The sequence below is a fragment of the Prochlorococcus sp. MIT 1342 genome, assembly GCF_047304495.1.
Lineage (GTDB): Bacteria > Cyanobacteriota > Cyanobacteriia > PCC-6307 > Cyanobiaceae > Prochlorococcus > Prochlorococcus marinus_D.
This window is the reverse complement of record NZ_CP138957.1, coordinates 45102-64383: the sequence shown is the minus strand read 5'-3', so window position 1 is coordinate 64383 and position 19282 is coordinate 45102. Positions and strand designations below refer to the sequence as shown.

The 19282-nt window shown below is 52.3% G+C and carries 21 protein-coding genes and 1 pseudogene; 11 read left to right on the top strand and 11 right to left on the bottom strand.

Annotation, left to right across the window (positions count from 1 at the left end; genetic code table 11):
* Positions 1-14 precede the first annotated feature (14 nt).
* Positions 15-335: a YggT family protein gene (locus SIB79_RS00330; protein ID WP_063403150.1), complete on the bottom strand. Its 321-nt coding sequence runs from the start codon at positions 333-335 to the stop codon at positions 15-17.
* Positions 336-423: 88 nt separating this feature from the next.
* Between SIB79_RS00330 and psbX the strand changes: the two genes are divergently transcribed.
* From psbX to SIB79_RS00310, 4 genes are all read left to right on the top strand, one after another.
* Complete coding sequence (gene psbX / locus SIB79_RS00325) at positions 424-543, top strand: photosystem II reaction center X protein (RefSeq protein ID WP_011130957.1); 120 nt, start codon at positions 424-426, stop codon at positions 541-543.
* A gap of 104 nt (positions 544-647) precedes the next feature.
* A complete protein-coding gene (locus tag SIB79_RS00320) occupies positions 648-1628 on the top strand; it encodes a Ycf66 family protein (protein ID WP_063403103.1) in 981 nt (326 codons plus the stop codon).
* Between the two features lie 38 nt (positions 1629-1666).
* The gene (locus SIB79_RS00315) at positions 1667-2173 is read left to right on the top strand and encodes a hypothetical protein (RefSeq protein ID WP_155724583.1); all 507 of its coding nucleotides are present in this window, start codon (positions 1667-1669) and stop codon (positions 2171-2173) included.
* Positions 2170-2676 carry a hypothetical protein gene (locus SIB79_RS00310; RefSeq protein WP_063403105.1) on the top strand — a complete coding sequence of 169 codons (507 nt, stop codon included), beginning with the start codon at positions 2170-2172 and terminating at the stop codon, positions 2674-2676. The genes SIB79_RS00315 and SIB79_RS00310 overlap by 4 nt, the downstream gene beginning before the upstream one ends.
* Positions 2677-2693: 17 nt before the next feature.
* Here SIB79_RS00310 and SIB79_RS00305 read toward each other — a convergent pair whose 3' ends face one another.
* From SIB79_RS00305 to SIB79_RS00295, 3 genes are all read right to left on the bottom strand, one after another.
* Complete coding sequence (locus SIB79_RS00305; RefSeq protein ID WP_063403151.1) at positions 2694-2852, bottom strand: chlorophyll a/b-binding protein; 159 nt, start codon at positions 2850-2852, stop codon at positions 2694-2696.
* A gap of 107 nt (positions 2853-2959) precedes the next feature.
* Complete coding sequence (locus tag SIB79_RS00300; protein WP_063403106.1) at positions 2960-4963, bottom strand: ABC transporter ATP-binding protein/permease; 2004 nt, start codon at positions 4961-4963, stop codon at positions 2960-2962.
* A 25-nt stretch (positions 4964-4988) separates the two neighbouring features.
* On the bottom strand, positions 4989-5330 hold the full coding sequence (locus SIB79_RS00295; protein WP_063403107.1) for a histidine triad nucleotide-binding protein: 342 nt from the start codon (positions 5328-5330) through the stop codon (positions 4989-4991).
* A gap of 61 nt (positions 5331-5391) precedes the next feature.
* Here SIB79_RS00295 and SIB79_RS00290 point away from each other — a divergent pair, with 61 nt between their 5' ends.
* Positions 5392-6957, top strand: a complete 1566-nt coding sequence (locus SIB79_RS00290; protein ID WP_063403108.1) for a YifB family Mg chelatase-like AAA ATPase — start codon at positions 5392-5394, stop codon at positions 6955-6957.
* Between the two features lie 511 nt (positions 6958-7468).
* Here SIB79_RS00290 and SIB79_RS00285 read toward each other — a convergent pair.
* Both SIB79_RS00285 and def read right to left on the bottom strand, forming a co-directional pair.
* Complete coding sequence (locus SIB79_RS00285) at positions 7469-8200, bottom strand: DUF3747 domain-containing protein (protein ID WP_063403152.1); 732 nt, start codon at positions 8198-8200, stop codon at positions 7469-7471.
* 267 nt (positions 8201-8467) lie between these two features.
* A complete protein-coding gene (gene def / locus SIB79_RS00280; RefSeq protein ID WP_063403109.1) occupies positions 8468-9073 on the bottom strand; it encodes a peptide deformylase in 606 nt (201 codons plus the stop codon).
* A 66-nt stretch (positions 9074-9139) separates the two neighbouring features.
* Here def and SIB79_RS00275 point away from each other — a divergent pair, with 66 nt between their 5' ends.
* Positions 9140-11098 (top strand): alpha/beta hydrolase family protein, encoded by a 1959-nt coding sequence (locus SIB79_RS00275; RefSeq protein ID WP_063403110.1) that lies wholly within the window; start codon positions 9140-9142, stop codon positions 11096-11098.
* Here SIB79_RS00275 and SIB79_RS00270 read toward each other — a convergent pair.
* The 4 genes from SIB79_RS00270 to sufB are packed head-to-tail and all read right to left on the bottom strand — an operon-like array spanning position 11095 to position 15937.
* Complete coding sequence (locus SIB79_RS00270) at positions 11095-12399, bottom strand: SufS family cysteine desulfurase (protein WP_063403153.1); 1305 nt, start codon at positions 12397-12399, stop codon at positions 11095-11097. The genes SIB79_RS00275 and SIB79_RS00270 overlap by 4 nt on opposite strands.
* A 7-nt stretch (positions 12400-12406) precedes the next feature.
* Positions 12407-13657, bottom strand: a complete 1251-nt coding sequence (locus SIB79_RS00265; RefSeq protein WP_063403111.1) for a SufB/SufD family protein — start codon at positions 13655-13657, stop codon at positions 12407-12409.
* Entirely contained in the window at positions 13657-14445 is a 789-nt protein-coding gene (gene sufC / locus SIB79_RS00260; protein ID WP_063403112.1) for a Fe-S cluster assembly ATPase SufC, read from the bottom strand. Before sufC ends, SIB79_RS00265 begins: the two co-directional genes overlap by 1 nt.
* 49 nt (positions 14446-14494) lie before the next feature.
* The gene (gene sufB, locus SIB79_RS00255) at positions 14495-15937 is read right to left on the bottom strand and encodes a Fe-S cluster assembly protein SufB (protein WP_063403113.1); all 1443 of its coding nucleotides are present in this window, start codon (positions 15935-15937) and stop codon (positions 14495-14497) included.
* A gap of 374 nt (positions 15938-16311) precedes the next feature.
* Here sufB and sufR point away from each other — a divergent pair, with 374 nt between their 5' ends.
* Positions 16312-16959, top strand: coding sequence for an iron-sulfur cluster biosynthesis transcriptional regulator SufR (sufR, locus tag SIB79_RS00250; RefSeq protein ID WP_063403114.1), 648 nt, complete (start codon positions 16312-16314; stop codon positions 16957-16959).
* A gap of 67 nt (positions 16960-17026) precedes the next feature.
* Here the strand turns inward: sufR and SIB79_RS00245 are convergent, their stop codons facing one another.
* Positions 17027-17218 carry a hypothetical protein gene (locus tag SIB79_RS00245; RefSeq protein ID WP_196757582.1) on the bottom strand — a complete coding sequence of 64 codons (192 nt, stop codon included), beginning with the start codon at positions 17216-17218 and terminating at the stop codon, positions 17027-17029.
* Positions 17219-17277: 59 nt separating this feature from the next.
* Between SIB79_RS00245 and SIB79_RS00240 the strand changes: the two genes are divergently transcribed.
* The 4 genes and pseudogenes from SIB79_RS00240 to SIB79_RS00225 all read left to right on the top strand — a co-directional run bounded on the left by SIB79_RS00240 (position 17278) and on the right by SIB79_RS00225 (position 19213).
* Positions 17278-17418: a hypothetical protein gene (locus SIB79_RS00240; protein ID WP_155724585.1), complete on the top strand. Its 141-nt coding sequence runs from the start codon at positions 17278-17280 to the stop codon at positions 17416-17418.
* A 147-nt stretch (positions 17419-17565) separates the two neighbouring features.
* The gene (locus tag SIB79_RS00235; protein WP_063403154.1) at positions 17566-18663 is read left to right on the top strand and encodes a DUF4912 domain-containing protein; all 1098 of its coding nucleotides are present in this window, start codon (positions 17566-17568) and stop codon (positions 18661-18663) included.
* Between the two features lie 16 nt (positions 18664-18679).
* The gene (locus tag SIB79_RS00230; protein WP_011824978.1) at positions 18680-18856 is read left to right on the top strand and encodes a hypothetical protein; all 177 of its coding nucleotides are present in this window, start codon (positions 18680-18682) and stop codon (positions 18854-18856) included.
* Between the two features lie 30 nt (positions 18857-18886).
* Positions 18887-19213: pseudogene (locus tag SIB79_RS00225) on the top strand (phospholipase D-like domain-containing protein).
* Positions 19214-19282: the final 69 nt, after the last annotated feature.

The window sequence follows — 19282 nt, the reverse complement described above, 5'->3', positions numbered from 1 at the left end:
CCTTTCGCTCAATCTCAAGCAATGGCCTGGCTCTTAAGCAGCATCTGAGAGAGCAGTCCTTGCTGGCCAACCAACAACTCCCTCAACAAACTGATCAATCCAGCCCATATCACGGGCGTGACATCCACTCCACCAATGGGAGCCACCACACGGCGGGTCATCGCCAAAAGAGGCTCCGTAGGCCAACTCACCAAAGGCCAAAACCCCTCGCTGAGATTTACCTGGGGATACCAAGAGAGCACGATCCGAAAGATAAATGTCAGCGTCCAAAACGCAAGCGAAAAGGCCAGAACCAGATGCAGCGTTGGCAGCGCTTGAATCAGAACTGGTGTCACAAAGCTCAAAGCATCAGCAGTTCCATCGTAGAAAGTCACCCCTGATCATTAAGATCATGATGGCCTCGCCCAAGTCAGAACCACTGCTATGACCGCTTCTCTCGCCAATTATCTAAGCAGCCTCGTTTGGGCCGCAGTAATCGTGGTAATACCAGCTGCCGTTGCCCTTGTGTTGATCAGTCAAAACGACCAGATGTATCGCAAGTGATCGGGTTGACCGAAACTTCAAAGCACCCTTGGCGCACTTCGTAGACTGAGCCCAACGAGGTTGGTTTTCAACCTCCTGTTCAGGCGTTTTCAGGGGGCGCAATTGTGGTCAATGCCAGTCTTAACTGGGGCAGCATTGTTGGAATCGTGCTTGCAGTAGGCGGTGCTCTGCTGTATTTCATGCGATCGTTCAAGCCTGCCTTAGCACGTGACTACGACGTCTTTTTCGCAGCCATCGGCCTCCTTTGTGGAGGAGTTTTCTTTTTTCAGGGGTGGCGCCTGGATCCGATCCTGCAGTTCGGCGTGTTCCTGCTAGCCGGAACCACAATGTTTTTCGCCTACGAAAGTGTCAGGTTGAGAGGCGTAGCTGTCGAGGGGGCTCGGCGTTCCTCCTATTTCGATGATGAACCAGCCCCGCCTATCAACCAGGGTCGAGGCGGTGGCCTAAGGGGTGGCTGGGATGAACCCTACGACCGCTTTGAGGAACCCCAACCGGTTCGAAGACGCTTCTCCAGTCGAGACAACGACGATGCTGATCGCCCTCAAGAAGACTTATACCGGCCTCGCAGAACCACAAGAGCTGCAATACCAGAACAAGCAGAAAGCCGTCGCCGCAATAAGGAGGACGAGTCCTGGCGCGAAGACTCAGAACGCTCTCGTCGCATGGCCCGATTCGGCCGCCAGGATGATGAACAAAACAATCGTCCTGACTTTGGAGAACGGCGCAATGTTCGCCAAGATCAGCGCCGGGGCAGCCGTCCCTCAGCCAATCAACAAACCACCAATCGAACCCAATTAAGCAACGAACCAAGGCCTACGACTAGAGGGGGCTACGCCTCATCAAGAAAACCTGGTGTACCTCAGGGGTCTCAGATTCGTCCCGAGGCTGAAGATGCGGCCTACTCTCCTGCAAAGTCCAGGTCGACAGGATCCAGGCCCACAGCATCAAAACCCTCCCGACCACAAGGCAATCCCTCAGCCACCAGAACAGAAGCGGCGCCTCCTTCATCATCAACGCCTGAGCCAAGACGCTCAACTCCGCGAAGTTCAAGACCTCGCGACAACAGTTCCCGTTTTGACGACTGAAGCCCATTGCCAACAACCTGCAGCAACTGATCCTGCTTTTGGGGTGCCTGGGCCTTGGGAGCTGCATCAATTCGATTGAGAGAGCACCCGGTGGCCTGCTTCAGCGCAGCCAGCAAGACCCTGCCCTCAGCGGCAATGGCGAAATGCTGGCAGTGATCGTCGATCAGCGAGGCAGGCCAACCGTTCAGCTCCGCGAGCTTAGAGACGGAAAGATCCTGCCACTACGCCATTTCTCCCGTCACCAACCTCACAGTTCTCCCTCCCTGAGCTGGAATGGACGCTATCTGGCAGTGATCACGCAAAAAGGCAATCGGCGTCTAACGATCATCGAAGACCGTCTAACCGGAAGAATCCACCCGCTTCCCCTACCGGGGGGGAGAGATCCTGTGAGCCTCAGCCTGTCACCAGATGCACGCCAGTTAGCTCTGCAAGTGGCCGATCAGGGCCATTGGCGCGTAGAACTTTTCGATCTATCCCAAATCCTTGAGCCTGATCCAATCAGAGGGCTGAAGCGCTCAACTCCAACGAAAGAGGGTAAACCGTGAAATATGGGCTCTTACGAGATCTGCCGAGTTGGCTTGTAACTCTGCTTATTTGCTTTGGGCTGGTTGCTTGCGGAAGAGAAGCATTGAGGCCACTGCAAGGCATCAATCGCTCACTGCTCCAATCCGCTAGCAGTCGTCGCCAACCGGCCCTTGGCAAGCGTTGGTTGGCCACTCTGGCCAACCATCAAGGAAAAGAAAGAATTGAATTGATCGACCTACGAAGCCGCAGACCGGTACTACTTCCAGGACTGAATCGACCTGATGCTCAGCCAATCAGTGTGAGCGTGAGTGCCAATGGCGAACGCCTGGCGCTGGTAAGACAGCGTGACGACCAAACGGAACTGTTGCTCTATCACCGCAGTATGGGTACTGTTCATCGGCTTGAGCTCAGCGCCAAAGGGATCCCTCGCCATGTGATTTTGGATGGATCTGGTCGGCTTCTAGCAGTTCAAGTCAGCCGAGATGGTCGTTGGGATGTGGACCTGATCCGTTTGCCAAGCTGATTCGAAAACACAACCACTCATGGCAGCAAACCGGCCCAATGAAGGAAGGTTTCGCGACTCACCACTTCGATGAGCAGCACAGCGGCCAATCCAATCATCGCGAAACGCCCATTGACCCGTTCTGCATAGGCACTCCAACCAAAAGCGGGGGGATCTCCCGTAGTCGCACTGTTGATGGGTGGCTGGACCTCTGAACTTTCAGAACCCTGCTCGGATCCCTCGAAGACAGCCTGTTCGCTGGGAAGGTCCTGATCGCCCGGAAGGTTTTGCTTTGTTGAGGTCATCAAACCAGGTCAGGATCTTGAGACAATAGATAGGTGGCGGTCGGGATCAAACGCCATTTGCCATTCCCTAAAAGTTCAAGCACGGAATCGTGGAAGTCGATAAGGGTCGAGCGATGACCGACGCTGATGACAGCCAAATCACGATCCTCGAGAAGCTTGTAGAGATGCTTCTCGATCTTGACATCCAAAGCACTGGTCGCTTCATCAAGAACAACAAAACGAGGCGCATTCAACAGCAAACGTCCAAAAGCCAAACGCTGCTGCTCTCCCAGCGAAAGGATCCGCGGCCAATCTTGCTTGACATCAAGATCTGGATAGCGCTCAACGATCTGAAGAAGCCTGACCTCCTCCAAAACTGCTTTCAATTGATCGTCGCTAAAACGATCTTCATCAGCTGGATAACAAAGCTGCTCGCGAAGTGAGCCCAAAATCATATAAGGCTTCTGAGGGATGAATAACAAGTCACCCGAGGCAGGTCGTTGAACACTCCCCTGACGTGGATTCCAAAGACCACTAATCATGCGGAGCAAAGAAGTCTTACCACAGCCTGATGGACCAACCACAAGCAGCTTCTCTGACTCCTCAACATTCAAACTCAGGTCATTAATAATCTGCTGACCTCCATTAGGAGGATATAAATCGGCGTGCTGAATCAAGATGGAATTTCCACTAGAGAAAGTCGGCGAATCAACAACAGCAGTCTGCCGACTAATCTTCTCAACCTTCGATTGAAAGCCTTCCAAACGACTAACACCGGCCGTAAATTGAGCAAGCTCATCAATTCTATTGACCACAAAAAATAACGAGCCCTCAACCATATTAAATGCGAAACCTGCTTGAACGAAACTTCCATAATCAATTTCGCCCGCAAAGTACGGGACCGCCATAATCACATACGGGAAGAAAACCCCTGCATAAGTCGACGAACGCTGCATAGCGCTAATAATCACCTGCCAAACAATCAGCAGGTTAAAGTTTTTCACCACAGATCCAAGCCTTCTTTGCGTCTCTTCCTGCTCAGGCTCTTCCCCTGAATAAAAGGCAATTGACTCTGCATTATTACGGATATGAACCAGTCCATACCTAAAATCAGCTTCAAAGCGCAACTGGTCAAAATTAATTTTGACCAGTTTTCTCCCAGCCACAATCAAAACAGCAGTGGCAAAAGAAGCATATCCAAATAAAGAAAATGTCAGCGTCCTGCTAATACTCCAAAGGATAAGTATATTCAGAGAGAATGTAAGAATCGCATCAAATACGCCAATGGTAAATTGAAGACTCTGTGCCGTAAACGAGCGCGTATCATCTGTAATGCGCTGATCGGGGTTGTCAACGTCCGTAGCCTGCTCGTCATTTGGGTCTAATACGTAATACGCACGATTACTCATGAAGTCAGAAATCAGGCTACGAGAAAGCCAATCCCTCCAAACGATCCCGAGCTTCAATGTGAAAAAGATCTGCGAAACTCTTATTGGTAGTGCAACAACAAAGCAACAGGCATAAATGATTAAAATCCGGTAAAAACCGCTTTCCTCTCTTTCAACGAGAGCATTGGTGAGATCCCTAGCAATAAATCCAATACCCGCATTAATGCCATTCACAGCCAATAGCATCAGAACAATGACAGCAAGCATCAACCAATGCAGCCAGCGTTTGTGACGCAACTGCTGACGCATGCCAAAAAAACTGCCTGCTCCAATCACGAACAAGCCAGAGAATGCCCAGCCCCACCAGCTCGACCAGATCGTCTTGATCGTGCCAGCAACGCCTCCGAAATAGTTCTCCGTTAGAACTGGCTGAAGTCTTTCAAGGACTGCAATCAGCCCCGTAAGGGCAACGAGGACAAGTCCACCAACGCAAAAAATCAGCGCAACCAGCAGCCCAATAAATTGCCATCCGTTGGCTTGGTCGAGCGGCAGAAAGAAAGGCTGAGCAAGCCTCTGGAACTTGCCGAGCTGATTAGAGAGGCCCTTCAGAGCCCCCCTCCTGGTAGTGGTTGTCATCGCCTCATTCTTGCCAGTTCAAGCCTCAACCGGGAGGCCAGGCCAGCGGACGGCCACCTATCACATGAACATGAAGATGAAAAACGGTTTGCCCGGCCTGACTACCACTATTGATCACGGTGCGAAAGTCATCAAGGCCCTCCTGCTTGGCCACCCTGGCTGCCACCAGCAGCAAATGCCCCAGCAAGTCCATGTCCGTGGAATCAGCGGCCCGCAGGCTTTCCAGCGGTTTGCGGGGGATCACCAGCACATGAACCGGGGCCTGAGGCTGAATATCGCGAAAGGCCAGACATCTCTCATCGCTATAAACCTCATCACAAGGAATCTCACCGCGAAGCATCTGGCCAAAAATAGTGTCACCAGCCATTGAGTCACAGTCTGAGGATGGGACGGCTTGGGCATGAAATCCATGCACCGTCTGATTACAAATGCTGGCACGTTGCCTGAGTGGTTCTCTGCATGGCATTGAGGCCCTAGCCGTCACCGTGGAAGTGGATCTATTGCCTGGGCTGCCAGGGCTGCAACTGGTAGGGCTACCCGACGCCGCCATACAGGAATCTCGTGAGCGAGTGCGATCAGCACTCCGCAACAGCGGCTTTCGCGGGCCACTCGTGCGAGTCGTGGTGAACCTGGCTCCTGCCGATCTTCGTAAAGAGGGACCTTCTTTTGATCTCCCTATCGCCCTGGCCCTATTGGTAGCCAATGGCCAGCTAGATGGTCCGTTGCTTGCCAATCTCTGCTGCGCTGGAGAACTCGGACTCGATGGCAGCTTGCGGCCCTGCAGAGGAATCCTTGCCATCGCCAACCTGGCCGCCGCGCAAAACGTACGAGCGCTAGTGGTGCCATCAGCCAATGCAGCAGAAGCAAGCCTTGTGCCTGGCTTAACAGTACGAGCTGCTGATTCCCTCAGCGAGGTTGTGGATCTATTGCACCAACCCCAACCACTAGCACCTAAAAACATCTCCAAAGCGGCCGTCACGGCAAAAATCACGCGCAGACCAAACGATCAACTTCATCCACTGCTTGGTTGCGCCTTGGGCCATAAAGCCCTTGCCTTGGCTGCCGCCGGGGGCCATCACCTCCTGATGGTGGGGCCACCTGGCTGTGGGAAAACCCTTTTGGCTCAACATTTAGCCCAGCTGCTGCCGCCGCTCACGCGCCAAGAGGCCTTGGAAATCACCAGTATTCACTCTGTAGCAGGAATGCTGAAGAGCACTCCCCAGTTAATACAACAGCGACCCTTCCGGGCTCCCCATCACAGTTGCACGATTGCTGCACTCGTTGGAGGCGGTGCAAACCCCAGGCCAGGAGAACTAAGCCTCGCCCATGGTGGTGTGTTGTTTCTCGATGAACTAGCTGAATTTCCACGCAAAGTTCTCGACCAACTTCGACAACCACTCGAGGAAGGAGTCATTCGTCTGAGTCGAGCCAGGCAGACATGTGCCTTCCCTGCTCAAATCACCCTTGTAGCAGCAACCAATCCCTGCCCATGCGGGTGGTTTGGAGATGCAGAGCATCCTTGCCGCTGTAGCCAATCCCAACGCCAGCGGTATTGGAGCCGCCTCTCTGGCCCCTTATTGGATCGCCTGGATCTACAACTGCGTCTGAAGCACCTACCCGCAGCTCAGCTGCGCAAATCGGTTACCGGCTTCACTCCCACTGATCTCAATGATCAAGAGTTAATAGGCATCGAGCAGATCTTGCGCGCGCGCGCGCGGATGTTTGTTCGCAATCCTGATGGCAAGCTCAATCGTGACCTCTCGGCCCAGGATTTAGGGCAAATCGGCCAGCTGGATGAAAAGGCTCTAGAGCTCTGGGAGCAAGTTGTGAATCACCGCAGACTCAGTGCCCGCAGCGGTCTAAGGATTCTTAGAGTCGCTAGGTCTCTGGCCGATCTTCATGATCAAGACAAAGTCAATAACAATGCGATAGCGGAAACAATGTGTTTGCGTAGTTTTGATTGTGGCGATGCCAAAGAAGACTTCTCCAGCTAATCCCCTTCGCCTTAAGTAATCAGCCGTATCAAGCTTATTCCTACAACGCTAAAATCGAATCAGATGGAGTTGGTCATTAATCTTCGCCAAGATCATTCAATCTATATTCAAGCCCATAGGCAAACCATTTATTTACACAAGCCATTAACAATGTGCACCATAGCGAAGAGACCATTGAAGTGATTTTAGTTACGTCATAACAGGCAATCAGGATGCGAGTAATTTCAACAGGCAACCACCCCCAAATCAACTCAAAAAAATTACTCTACCTACCAAAACTCACGCCAATGGAATGCACTGTGGCCAGCATATTTCTGATTCTTACAAATGTCATTCTCCACAGAAGTTTCGCGAAGAAAGGCACTCTTTAAGCTAGTAAAGTCCATACTCTTAGATACTTGACTCTAAAACGGCGCCGACAAGTCAACTTCGCCAATTCTCTCCAACAATGGCCTAGTTCATTGCGCAAGCAACAAATTTTTAGCCAGGCAGAGTAACAAGCTGAATCTACTTATCGATCAAGAGATTCAACAGTTGAGGTCTCAGGGGTTATTTCTTCAACAGTTACCTCCTCAACGACTATTTCCTCAACATCTACCTCCTCCTCTGCAGTTACCTCCTCAACGACTTCCTCAACTACGACTTCCTCTGCCGTGACGCCTTCATCTGAACTTCCAGGCCAAGTTTCGCTGAACACATACAGATGGCCAAGCGTACGTTGCCCATATTGGCGACGCATCAATTGCCAACCAGGCTCGAAGTTCAACTTAAGGAAATCACTGCTAGAAGCCCCAGCCCCACCAGCCCTGGCCACGATCAGGGCTGGGCTAGAGGTATCCCTAGTGGGGATGGCTAACAAATGCATATCCCCATCAGTCCTTACCACACTCAAGCGATAGTGAGTTCCTAGGTCATCGCCCCCTATCCGCAACGAATACCCATTGCCGTCAATGTATCGATTGCAAATCCCGGTGAAATCAAATCTCGCAAGCAGAGGATCAACAACAGCCGGCAAGCTTCCATCGACTGCAAAACAGGCTCGTTTGCTACTGCGTTGTTCGTAGATATTCAACTGCGACCTTTCACCCTTGCCAATCGGGGCACCCACCAAAATGAATCGGCTCTGATCAACAGGGGCTGCTGTAAAGAGAGATCCCTGCGCCTGGACAGATGACGACCATCCAGTCAGGCCCGTCGCACCTACCAGGACCAGAGCAACTGCAGAGGGGAAATAACGAGCCATCAAGGCCTGCAAGATTCTGATCGAATCGTAAAAGTCTGCCGAGCAATCGGCTGCCCCCTCAGGCCGGTTTGTTGAGTCGAATCATGACCAACAGTGAATCCACCATGCCTAAAGCTGCAACCAGCAGAACCTTGCCAGTCGCTAAAGCCACAAGAGATGGATTTCAAGCGCTTCAAAGCAAGGCAAAGAAAGAACGAATCAAAGCGCGACGCCAAACAGATAAGAAACCGTCAAGGAAAGCATCCTCAAAGACTTCAGCCAAAGCATTCAAACCAGCGGACGAACATCAGCCCGCTTGAAGCCATGCTCCTTTAACTCAAGGCTGAGCTCATTCTCATCGGTGACCCTGTCTACAAAAAGGACACCTTCAAGGTGATCCATCTCGTGCTGGATGCAGCGAGCCATCAGGCCGTCGGCCTTCATTTTGCGTGGTCGTCCCATCTCATCGCGAAAACTGAGCACGATCTCACTAGGCCGCACCACATTGAGATAAACGCCTGGGATGCTTAGACAGCCTTCCTCATAGGTTTCAACAGTTGCACTGGAGCTAATGATCTCGGGATTAATCAACACCACTGGCGGGGTTGTAGGGGTTTCCAGATCAAGGTCAAGGACCAAGAGCTGTTTATGAATTCCCACCTGCGGGGCAGCCAAACCAATCCCCCTAGCTGCGTACATGCTGCGAAGCATGTCCCTCACCAAGTCCCTCACAGATTCATCAACCTTGCCAATCCGACGAGTGGATTGCCGCAAAACCCCATTGCCCAAAGTGTGAATTTGAAGAGGCGGATGATCAAGCGGCTCCTTCGGGACTGCAAGAGACCCCTTGGTTTTTTCGGCCGTACGTGCCAGCTGAGCGAAGCTTCGAGCCAAAGAAAAGTCTCAGCATCAGTTGAGTGAGTTTAGGCAACTCCACCGCACATCAGACCCCAAACCGCCATGGAAAGCACAAGCCATCACCAGCGAAACCCGAAGCAAACCACTCAACCTCTTTCTGCCAAACGCGCTCTCGGACAAACACCCACCCTCAAAGAACCGCGCCTGATTGATGACTGGGTGCTTTGGCTGGAGCAACGTCCTCAGGAGAATGGTCGCACCACTGCCCTTATCCGTCCCTGGGGTCAATCTGACCACCCCCCCCAAGAGCTGACACCTGCCCCAGCCAATCTGCGTAGTCGTATTCACGATTACGGAGGAGGGGTTCTAGCAACAGCCTGCCAAAACAACCAGCTCCTGATGGCCTGGATCGATGATGCCGATGGCTGCCTCTGGTTCCAGCGCTGGCAGGGCCTCAACCAGGCCACAAAAGGTAAGAAGGCATTATCTCCGCTCAAGCCGCCGCTTCGCCTCTCAAAACCAAACGATGCCCAACTTGCTGATGGTCTGATTGACCTCCCACGACAGCGCTGGCTCGGAATCATGGAAGCAGACAAGCGGGACTGGCTGGTGACCTTCTCCCTCAACCATGAGAACCAGGCTGCCACGGTGTTGCATCGCCCTGCTGATTTTGCTGGTTACGCGATCCTCAGCCCCAATGGAGATCAACTGGCCTGGGTGGAATGGCAACAACCGGCCATGCCCTGGGAGGCAAGCCAACTCTGGTGGGCCAGCCTCGACACTGCGGGTTTGATCAAAAGCTCGGCTTGTCTAGCTGGTAGCAGACCACTTGATCACAAACAAACATCCGTCTTCCAGCCCCTTTGGCTACCCAATGGAGAGCTGGTTGTCAGCGAAGACAGCAGCGGCTGGTGGAATCTGATGGTGGCAAAGCTGACGATTGACCCCACTGTCCAACCCACTTGGCGACGCCCCTGGCCGCTTTCAGCCGAAACAGGCATGCCGCAGTGGGTTTATGGCATGAGCAGCAGCGCATGGGATGGAGAGCAAATTCTGACCGCCATCTGTGACCAAGGTTCTTGGAGGCTGAGCCGCTTGGCCGATGATGGACAGATCAGCACCATCAACCAACCTTTTGATGATCTAAATGGTCTGCAGGCACAGGAAGGTCGAGCCGTAGCCATCGCTAGCAATGCCACCACGAGCCCTGGGCTACTAGAGCTCAACCTCAACTGTGGCAGCTGGAAGCACACCCCAGCCAGTGAGCCTTTACTGAATGCTGATGCGATCAGCGTTGCGGAGCCTATCTGGTTTGAAGGCTGCCATGGGCAGGCAACCCATGCCTGGTATTACCCGCCAATCAATGGCAGCAAAGGCCCTGCGCCACTTCTTGTCAAAAGCCATAGCGGCCCTACCAGCATGGCCAACCGCGGTCTAAGCCTGAGCATTCAGTTCTGGACATCCAGAGGCTGGGGAGTGGTGGATGTGAACTATGGCGGCTCCACTGGATTTGGCCGTGCATACCGCGAACGCCTCCGGGGAGGCTGGGGCGAAACAGACGTAACGGATTGCGCCGAAGCCGCACTGGCACTAGTGAAATGCAACAAGGCAAACCCAACACAAATCGCAATTGAAGGAGGCAGTGCCGGTGGATTTACCACCCTGGCCTGCCTTTGCTTCACCGATGTCTTTCGCGCTGCTGCCTGCCGTTATGCAGTGAGTGATCTCACCGCCATGGCAGAGGACACCCATCGATTTGAAGCTCGATACCTCGATCACCTGTTAGGCCGTTGGCCCGACCAAAGACAACTTTACGAAAACCGCTCACCTCTCCTGCATGCCAACAAGATCCAATGCCCAGTAATCTTCTTTCAGGGACTTCAAGACAAAGTGGTTCCTCCAGATCAAACAAAACGGATGGCCAATGCCTTAAAAGAAAATGGCATACCAGTTGAATTGCACATTTTTGAGCAGGAAGGCCACGGCTTTCGCGACAGTGCTGTCAAGATCAAAGTCTTAGAAGCAACAGAGCAATTCTTCCGCCGCCACCTAAAGCTCTAGCTGTGCTCTCTTAAGAAGCCAATCGTCGCAACCAATTCCTCAGCAAAACGATCGACTTCTTCTGGTGTGTTGGTGAAGCTCAAGCTGGCACGAGCTGATCCAGGGATCCCATAGTGACGATGCAAAGGCTGGGTGCAGTGGTGGCCACTACGAATACAGATCCCTGCTGAGTCAAGCAGGGCACCAATATCATTGGGATGCAAGCCATCCACTGTGAAAGCCGCCAGGACCGCCCGATTAGGCTCCTGCTGAGGAGTTGGGCCCAGAATCGTCAACCCATCAATGGCTTGGAGGCGATCAAACAAGTGCAGCGTGAGCTGCTGCTCCCAAGCGTGAATACGATCTAAGCCAACCTGGTTCAGGTAGTCGAGAGCAACGCCCATACCAATCGCTTCCCCAATAGCAGGGGTACCTGCTTCAAACTTGTAGGGAAGATCAGCCCAGCTGCTGTGGTCGAGATAAACGTCATGAATCATTTCGCCACCTCCGAGGAAAGGCGGCATGGCATCAAGTAACTCCTCTCGAGCCCAAAGAAAACCCATCCCGGTAGGACCGCATAGTTTGTGGGAAGAACCCACGAGAAAGTCACATCCAAGCCGAGACACATCAACAGGCATATGTGGCAAGCTCTGGCAAGCATCCAGCAACACCAAAGCACCAAAGCGATGAGCTTCTGCAGTGACCTCAGAGATCGGGTTAAAACAGCCCAGCACATTGCTCAAATGAGCCAGGCTGACCAAACGAGTTCGCTCGGAGAGTTTGTGCCGAAGATCATTTAAATCAAGCTCCCCGCAATCGGTGAGGTCGACAAAGCGCAGCACGCAACCTGTTCGCTTGGCAAGCATCTGCCAAGGAACAATGTTGCTGTGATGCTCCATCAAGGTGAGCAACACCTCGTCACCTTCATGGAGGTTGGCATCTCCCCAAGTGCGAGCCACCAGGTTGATCGCCTCACTCGCATTCCTTGTGAAAACGATTTCCCGCGCGCTTGAGGCAGCGATGAAATCAGCCACCTTCTGACGTGCTCTTTCAAAATCCTCGGTTGCACGAACACTCAACTGATGGGCACCACGGTGCACATTGGCGTTGTCATGGTCGTAGTAATGCTGTAAGGCATCCAGCACCTGCCGTGGCTTCTGACTTGTCGCCGCATGGTCCATGTAAATCAAGGGCTGACCTAAGCAGGCGGTCTGGCCTAGTAGCGGGAAATCCGCTCGCGTGAGCTCTGCCAGGTTCGCTGAAGTTTCTACAGCTGCCATTGCCAAAGGCATGCTCTGCTCTGAACTAACGGAAGAGGTCATGATCGGCTCAAACCCCATCCAACAATCGAGCTAACGGCTGCCAGGCCTGTGAAATAGATGGGAGCATGCAAATCACCTCATCACAAAACGCACGCAGTAAAAGCTGTGCGGCTTGATCAGGTGAAATTCCGCGACTTTGAAGATAAAAAAGTGCCTCCGGCTGAAGCCGGCTCACTGTGGCCCCATGGGCGCATTTGACATCGTCAGCAACAATTTCCAACTCAGGCTTGGTGTCAATTCGGGCCCGATCTGAGAGCAACAAGCTACGACTTAGCTGCGCGGCATCGGTACGCTGCGCCTCACGAGGCACCTGCACCACCCCGTTAAAAACACTGCGGCCATGACCGGCTGCAACTACCTTGTGGAGTTGATCCAAGGTTCCTTCCGGGCCATTAAACCGCACACAGGAATGAGTATCAGCAAGCTGATTAGCCTTCACCAGTTGAAGGGCCCGCAATTGACTCTTGGCACCACCATTCAACTGAATCAATTGGGGCTCATGACGAATCACACCCCAACCTTGACTGACACTCACCAGGGAAACATCACTGCTTGGTTCCTGCTCAACAGCAAGATGAGCCAATAATGCAGCTTGAGGATGGCCGAAAGCTAGAAGGCCATGACGCAACTTGGCCTCACTTTGCAAGTGTGCTTCCACCAAAACGCTGGTGAGATTGGCACCTGAACTCAGCTGAACTTGTAGCAACTCAAGCTTGGCCTTTTCCTCAAGGAGCAAGAGCACCCGCACGGCAAAAGCACCCCGATCGACGCCGGCATCACACACCAATTCAAGAGGGCTATCCACTATCCCGCGAACCCGCAAGCCAATGACTTGTGAAGCGATGGCCTGATTCAACGCCACAGGCCATTGGCCTTTTGATGTCGCCAGGTTCAAAGTGTGCCCGAGAGAATGCTTGAGTTCCGCATCGCTAAGCGGCGACAGGCCCTTCGGGAGAGTCACTCCAGCGAAAGGATCCTGCCCCGTCCCTAAGACCAGGCGGGTCACCTGATCAGAAACACCAGGAGCCGATGGCTCACCTAGAGAGCAAATCTGTCGAGGCTCAAGTTCAGCGATGGGTGCAAGATCACAAAAACGCCATGCCTCCTGTCGACGATGAGGAGCAGAGAGGGTTTCAAGGTGATTGCGCGACTGAGCCTGGCAGGCAGCCATCGGACCTGATGGGGCTTCAAGACTGTGCAATAGCCGCTCACACCAGTCATCGAGAGCTGAGGAGTTCTTGATGGGGGCTTCCACCATCAGGTCATCTCCATTGCATCCAATTCAAGATCAACCCATTCATAACCTCGTTGCTCCAACTCAAGTGCCAGCGCCTTGTCACCGGAGCGCACAATCCTCCCCGCGGCCATCACATGCACGTAGTCGGGTTGAATGAGATCAAGTAGACGCTGGTAATGAGTAATCAACAGAGTGGCATTGTCAACATTTGCGAGTTGATTGACACCCCCAGACACGATGCGCAAAGCATCGATATCCAAACCGGAATCGGTTTCATCGAGAATCGCTACAAGAGGTTCTAGCAACGCCATTTGCAAAATCTCATTGCGCTTCTTCTCTCCACCACTGAAGCCCTCATTCACCGAACGGTCTAGAAAAGCTGGGTCCATCTGCACCAAACCGAGACGCTCACGCACAAAGTCTTCGAACGCAAAGGTGTCCAATTCCTCCAGGCCTTGTGCTAAGCGACGGGCATTCGTGGATACCCGCAGGAACTCAAGATTACTCACTCCAGGAATCTCAACCGGGTACTGAAAACCGAGAAAGAGGCCAATTCGAGAGCGCTCATCTGGCTCAAGAGGGAGTAAATCCTCACCGCGATAAAGAACACTTCCCTCGGTAACTTTGTAAGCAGGATGCCCTGCCAACACCTTAGATAAAGTGCTTTTACCGCTGCCATTACGACCCATCAAGGCATGAATCTCGCCTGCACGGATGGTGAGATTTACTCCATTAAGGATAGGCTGATCATCAACGCAAGCAGACAAGTCGCGTATCTCTATCAGTACTGGAGCATCGGGAGAAATCACTATAAGAAACGAAAAGAATTAGGAGAGGTTGAGCCAACGCAGAAATTCATTATCCAACCGAACCCTCCAATTTAAGAGCCAACAGCTTATCAGCCTCAGCAGCGAACTCCATTGGCAACTGACTAAAAACATCTCGACAAAATCCACTAACAATCATAGAAATTGCAGCTTCAAAATCTATGCCCCGACTCTGAAGATAAAAAAGCTGATCTTCTGAGATTCTGCAGGTACTGGCCTCGTGCTCAATACTGGCATCAGGCTGCTGACTGCGTATATAAGGATAGGTGTTGGCTCCAGCCTGGTCACCAATCAGCATGGAATCGCACTGGCTGTAATTCTTGGCATTGACAGCCTTTGGACCCATCTGCACCAGACCGCGATAGCTGTTCGCTGAATGGCCTGCGCTGATGCCCTTGCTCACAATTGTTGAGCGAGTACGAGGCCCTAGATGGATCATTTTTGTGCCAGTATCTGCCTGCTGACGATGATTTGTGAGAGCAACCGAATAAAATTCACCTACGGAATCAGCACCTTGCAAGATGCAACTTGGATACTTCCAAGTAATCGCTGAGCCTGTTTCTACTTGTGACCAACTAATTTTACTGCGCGCGCCACAGCAATGCCCCCGCTTGGTGACAAAGTTGTAAATACCTCCAACGCCATTCTCATCACCAGCATACCAGTTTTGCACCGTGGAATACTTGATCGAAGCATCATCAAGTGCCACCAACTCCACAACAGCAGCATGGAGTGTATTGGTATCAAACATCGGAGCTGTACAACCCTCAAGATAGCTCACAGATGCTCCCTCTTCTGCAACAATCAAAGTCCGCTCAAATTGTCCAATATCGCCAGAATTAATGCGAAAATAAGAAGATAATTCCATCGGACATTCCACACCTTTAGGGATAAAAACAAAAGAGCCATCGCTGAACACAGCTGAGTTCAACGCCGCAAAATAATTATCATTCGAAGGCACAACTGTGCCAAGGTATCTGCGAACCAATTCTGGATACTCATTCACAGCATCAGTAATGGAACAAAAGACCACTCCATGCTCAGCAAGCTTTTCTTTATAGGTGGTTGCAATCGAAACGCTGTCAAATACGGCATCAACAGCCACATTTGATAAGCGCTTTTGTTCACTAAGTGGGATACCAAGCTTATCAAAAGTTTCCAACAAAGTCGGATCGACCTCTTCTAGGCTATTTTTTTTCTCCTTCTGTTTAGGTGCCGCGTAATAAACAATATCTTGATAATCTATCGGTGGATAACCAAGGCCTGCCCAATCAGGCGTTTGCAATTTAAGCCAGTGGCGATAGGCCCTGATCCGAAAATCAAGCAGGAACTGCGGCTCATTTTTCTTCTCCGAAATCAAGCGAACCACATCTTCGTCAAGACCCTTAGGGATCTTTTCAGTTTCGATGTCAGTTACGAACCCATACTTATATGGCTCTGAAACAAGCTGCCCAACGTGGCTTTGGCTGGTCATAATTGATAGCCGATCAGAAGGGAGTGAAGGTTTTGAAACCCTCTAGACAAAGGCCTTGGCTTGTGAAATATGGAGGACCGCATCTGGCATGACATCGAGAAGGAGGATGGGCCGAGCAACTTAGGCACGACGACATGAATAAACAAGAAGCCGTTGAAGGCTCTCAGAAGAAACGAAACCAATAGGTTTCGTTTCCACAAGCCTAAGGCAAAAGGCCTTGAGGTGACTGGCCGCTTGGTGAAGCACTGTTCAAGACGCGACCAGATTGTGTCCATAGGATTGCGGCTTGAACCCTGCGTTGAACCTGATCTAACGCAACCTATGCCGCCACCTTCTGTTTCTGCGTGGCATGGTTATAGGAGCACTGACTATCCATGACCACAGAGGCGCAGGCACCTACCCGCGAAGCAACCCTCACTCTGCTATTGCGGCAGGGTGAGAGTAGTGCGGCAAACCTGGCTGCATCGTTGGGCATCTCAGTCCAAGCAATGCGACGCCATCTACGCAGCCTCGAAGACGATGGTCTGGTCGAGGCCAGCCCAACTCCCACAGGCCCAGGGCGTCCCTCGAACCTCTGGCAATTGACAGAGCAGGGACATCATCACTTCCCTGATGGCAGTGAGAATTTCGCCCTCGGCTTGATGGAGTCCATGAAAGCCGCCCTGTCTCCCGAGACATTTACGTCACTACTAAGTCAACAAGCACTCAAAAAAGCCAACCTCTACCGCCATCAGCTCGGCTCAGGGTCAATCCAGGATCGCCTTGAGAAGCTGGTGGAATTACGTCGCCAAGAGGGCTATGAAACGGAATGGCAGCCCGCCCCAGATGGTATTGGCTGGTTCATTAAAGACTTTCACTGTTCACTGCAAAGAATTGCAGAGGAGTATCCATCGGTTTGCGAGCAGGAATTACTGCTGATGAGACAAACATTCCCCGACTGCTTGATTGACCGAGTGAACTGGCGTCTGGAATACGGCAATTGCTGCGGCTTCCAAATCAAGCCAACTCAAGGTCATGACTGATCAAGAGACGTAGTAGGTGCATCCTCTCAACCTGAAAGTCCCTTGGGCAGATCCAAGCCAGGCTCAATCAAATCCGCGACAGCCAAAATAATTCCATCCTTCCTGCTACGACACCCTCCCAAACCAGCGCAATCGCTGGGTCGATCAGCGCAAGGTCACCAACACCGCAACCGTAAAACCTGCAAAGTGCAATTTTGCCTGCCTGATCTTGGTTGAGACCACTGCCATCGGAAGTACCCAAGGTCAAATCTTCTGCCAATCGCGTGAAGGCAGACCAGAGGAGCCCTTTCCCAGGATGCACTCACCAGCAAAGCACCTATGCATCTCATTCAAGGGGGAGGGAACAGCCCCGGAATGATCTGCATGGCCAAGGTGGATGTCGCAGCATTGAGCTCGGATCCATCCCAGCTCGAGAACAAATCAACAGAAGCTCCCATTCACGGCGAAGAGGAAAGCTGAGTTGTGGCTTAGTAGGTGCTCTCAATTGAGCGTCACCTGCAGATCCCAGTGCGGTCAGTAGATGCTGACCACCAGAGCTCTAACCACCCGTAAACGACCAATTGCCCACAGAATGTGATCCCAAACAAAAACGGAGTGTTTTTAGACGTGACCCAAGCCTTATCTTCTATGGCACGTCTCACCATCCGTCAGCTCCGCCAAGTAGCCAGCGATTTGGGCGTAACCCTTTACAGCCGCAAGACCAAGGAACAATTGCTCAACGCTATTAGTGTTCGTCAGGAAAAAGAAGAAAGTAACCGACTGGGGCTAGAAGCTGAACTCAACTCCCCATCCAGACTCAAGTCCGATACTCGAGTAGTTTTCCTGCCCCGAGATCCGCAATGGGCTTATGTCTTCTGGGAAATCTCCGAAACTGATCGCAAGCGAGCCCTATCGAAAGGGGCCAACCGGCTCTGCCTACGTTTAACCGACGTAACCGGCATCGATGACGACAAAGCACATCCCCACACACTCCAGGAAGTCTCTGTAGACAGCCACAGCAACGAATGGTACCTACCTGTTCCAATGTCTGATAGGGACTATCGAGTTGAACTCGGCTATCGCGTCGGTACTCTCTGGATGTCCCTGGCCTTTTCCTCTATAGCCAAGGTCCCAACACTCCACCCCAGCGAGCAAATCCTCGATCAGTTTGTTCCCTTCAGCCTTGAGGGCATCACAAGCAGTCCTGCACCCACCGCGACACAAGCACCACAGCTAGAGGATGATCCCATTGGCGACGCAATCGATAGCGGACTACACGAGCGGCTCTATCAGAGCGCTACACAGCACTTCCGCAGCAGCAGGGTCGGTTCGGAAGTCTTCCAAGAACACAGCGGCTTGGATAGCGATCAACGTGGTCTGAACGCTTCAGGCATCGGCCTTTGGGCCAGTGGTCGTAATGAGTCCGGACTGGGTGGAGTACCACCACGCCCAAAAACCTTCTGGCTTATTGCCGACGCTGAGCTGATGATCTACGGCGCAACAGATCCTTCTGCCCGCCTAACCATCGGCGGCGAAGACATTCCTCTCTCCAATGATGGAACCTTCCGCATCCAAGTTCCCTTCCGCGACGGAGAGCAGGTCTATGCGATTGAGGCCACTGCGGCCGACGGTGAGCAGAAACGCAATATCACCTTGAACTTCCAACGGAGAACACCCACCGATAACACAAACCCAGAAGACCAAGCAGTCGCAGAATGGTTTTAAATGAGCTACCCAGATCATGACGACGTTGCGTAGGTTTGTCGCCATCACTCCCCTCGCTGGGGCGATCATCCTCCCTCTCGTTGTACCCCTCAGCATGGCCCGTCTTGGTGTCGGTGCAGGAGTCCTCATGACGCTGATGGTGTCCACTATCTGGTTCGTCGCCATGCTGCGCACCGCAGAAATGCCCCATTAACAAACTGGGGCGAAATCAAGGTGGAACCCTATTAGCGGCTGGTTGAGGTCAAAAGGTGTGCAAGCAAGCCTGGAAGTGGATGCTCCCCGTACTTCTAGGGTGTGCAAGTTGCACCACAAGTTCGCGGTCATCGACAACAAAACCGTGATTACTGGATCCTTCAACTGGTCGCCTGCTGCTACCCACACCAATGATGAAACTCTGCTTGCGATTCACTCACCCGAACATGCTGCGCATTTCACCCGTGAGATGAATCGGATGTAGCGAAGTGCTGAGCTGGGAATAACGACACGGATTCGGCGGAAGCTTGAAAGGCAGCGTTCCAAGTGCGGGAGTGGTGTCCAGAGAGAGATCTAGGACAAGAAAGTACAGAGAAAGCTCAAATAGTCAATCGAGAGATTTTTATTACTTCCACTAGATAGACGG

What these genes read in the sequence shown, in the direction of transcription:
- psbX (WP_011130957.1), top strand. Translation starts at nt 424, where the DNA reads ATGACCGCTTCTCTCGCCAATTATCTAAGCAGCCTCGTTTGGGCCGCA.
- SIB79_RS00300 (WP_063403106.1), bottom strand. Translation starts at nt 4,963, where the DNA reads ATGACAACCACTACCAGGAGGGGGGCTCTGAAGGGCCTCTCTAATCAG.
- SIB79_RS00295 (WP_063403107.1), bottom strand. Translation starts at nt 5,330, where the DNA reads ATGGCTGGTGACACTATTTTTGGCCAGATGCTTCGCGGTGAGATTCCT.
- SIB79_RS00290 (WP_063403108.1), top strand. Translation starts at nt 5,392, where the DNA reads ATGCTGGCACGTTGCCTGAGTGGTTCTCTGCATGGCATTGAGGCCCTA.
- SIB79_RS00285 (WP_063403152.1), bottom strand. Translation starts at nt 8,200, where the DNA reads ATGGCTCGTTATTTCCCCTCTGCAGTTGCTCTGGTCCTGGTAGGTGCG.
- SIB79_RS00275 (WP_063403110.1), top strand. Translation starts at nt 9,140, where the DNA reads ATGGAAAGCACAAGCCATCACCAGCGAAACCCGAAGCAAACCACTCAA.
- SIB79_RS00270 (WP_063403153.1), bottom strand. Translation starts at nt 12,399, where the DNA reads ATGACCTCTTCCGTTAGTTCAGAGCAGAGCATGCCTTTGGCAATGGCA.
- SIB79_RS00265 (WP_063403111.1), bottom strand. Translation starts at nt 13,657, where the DNA reads ATGGTGGAAGCCCCCATCAAGAACTCCTCAGCTCTCGATGACTGGTGT.
- sufB (WP_063403113.1), bottom strand. Translation starts at nt 15,937, where the DNA reads ATGACCAGCCAAAGCCACGTTGGGCAGCTTGTTTCAGAGCCATATAAG.
- sufR (WP_063403114.1), top strand. Translation starts at nt 16,312, where the DNA reads ATGACCACAGAGGCGCAGGCACCTACCCGCGAAGCAACCCTCACTCTG.
- SIB79_RS00240 (WP_155724585.1), top strand. Translation starts at nt 17,278, where the DNA reads ATGCATCTCATTCAAGGGGGAGGGAACAGCCCCGGAATGATCTGCATG.
- SIB79_RS00230 (WP_011824978.1), top strand. Translation starts at nt 18,680, where the DNA reads ATGACGACGTTGCGTAGGTTTGTCGCCATCACTCCCCTCGCTGGGGCG.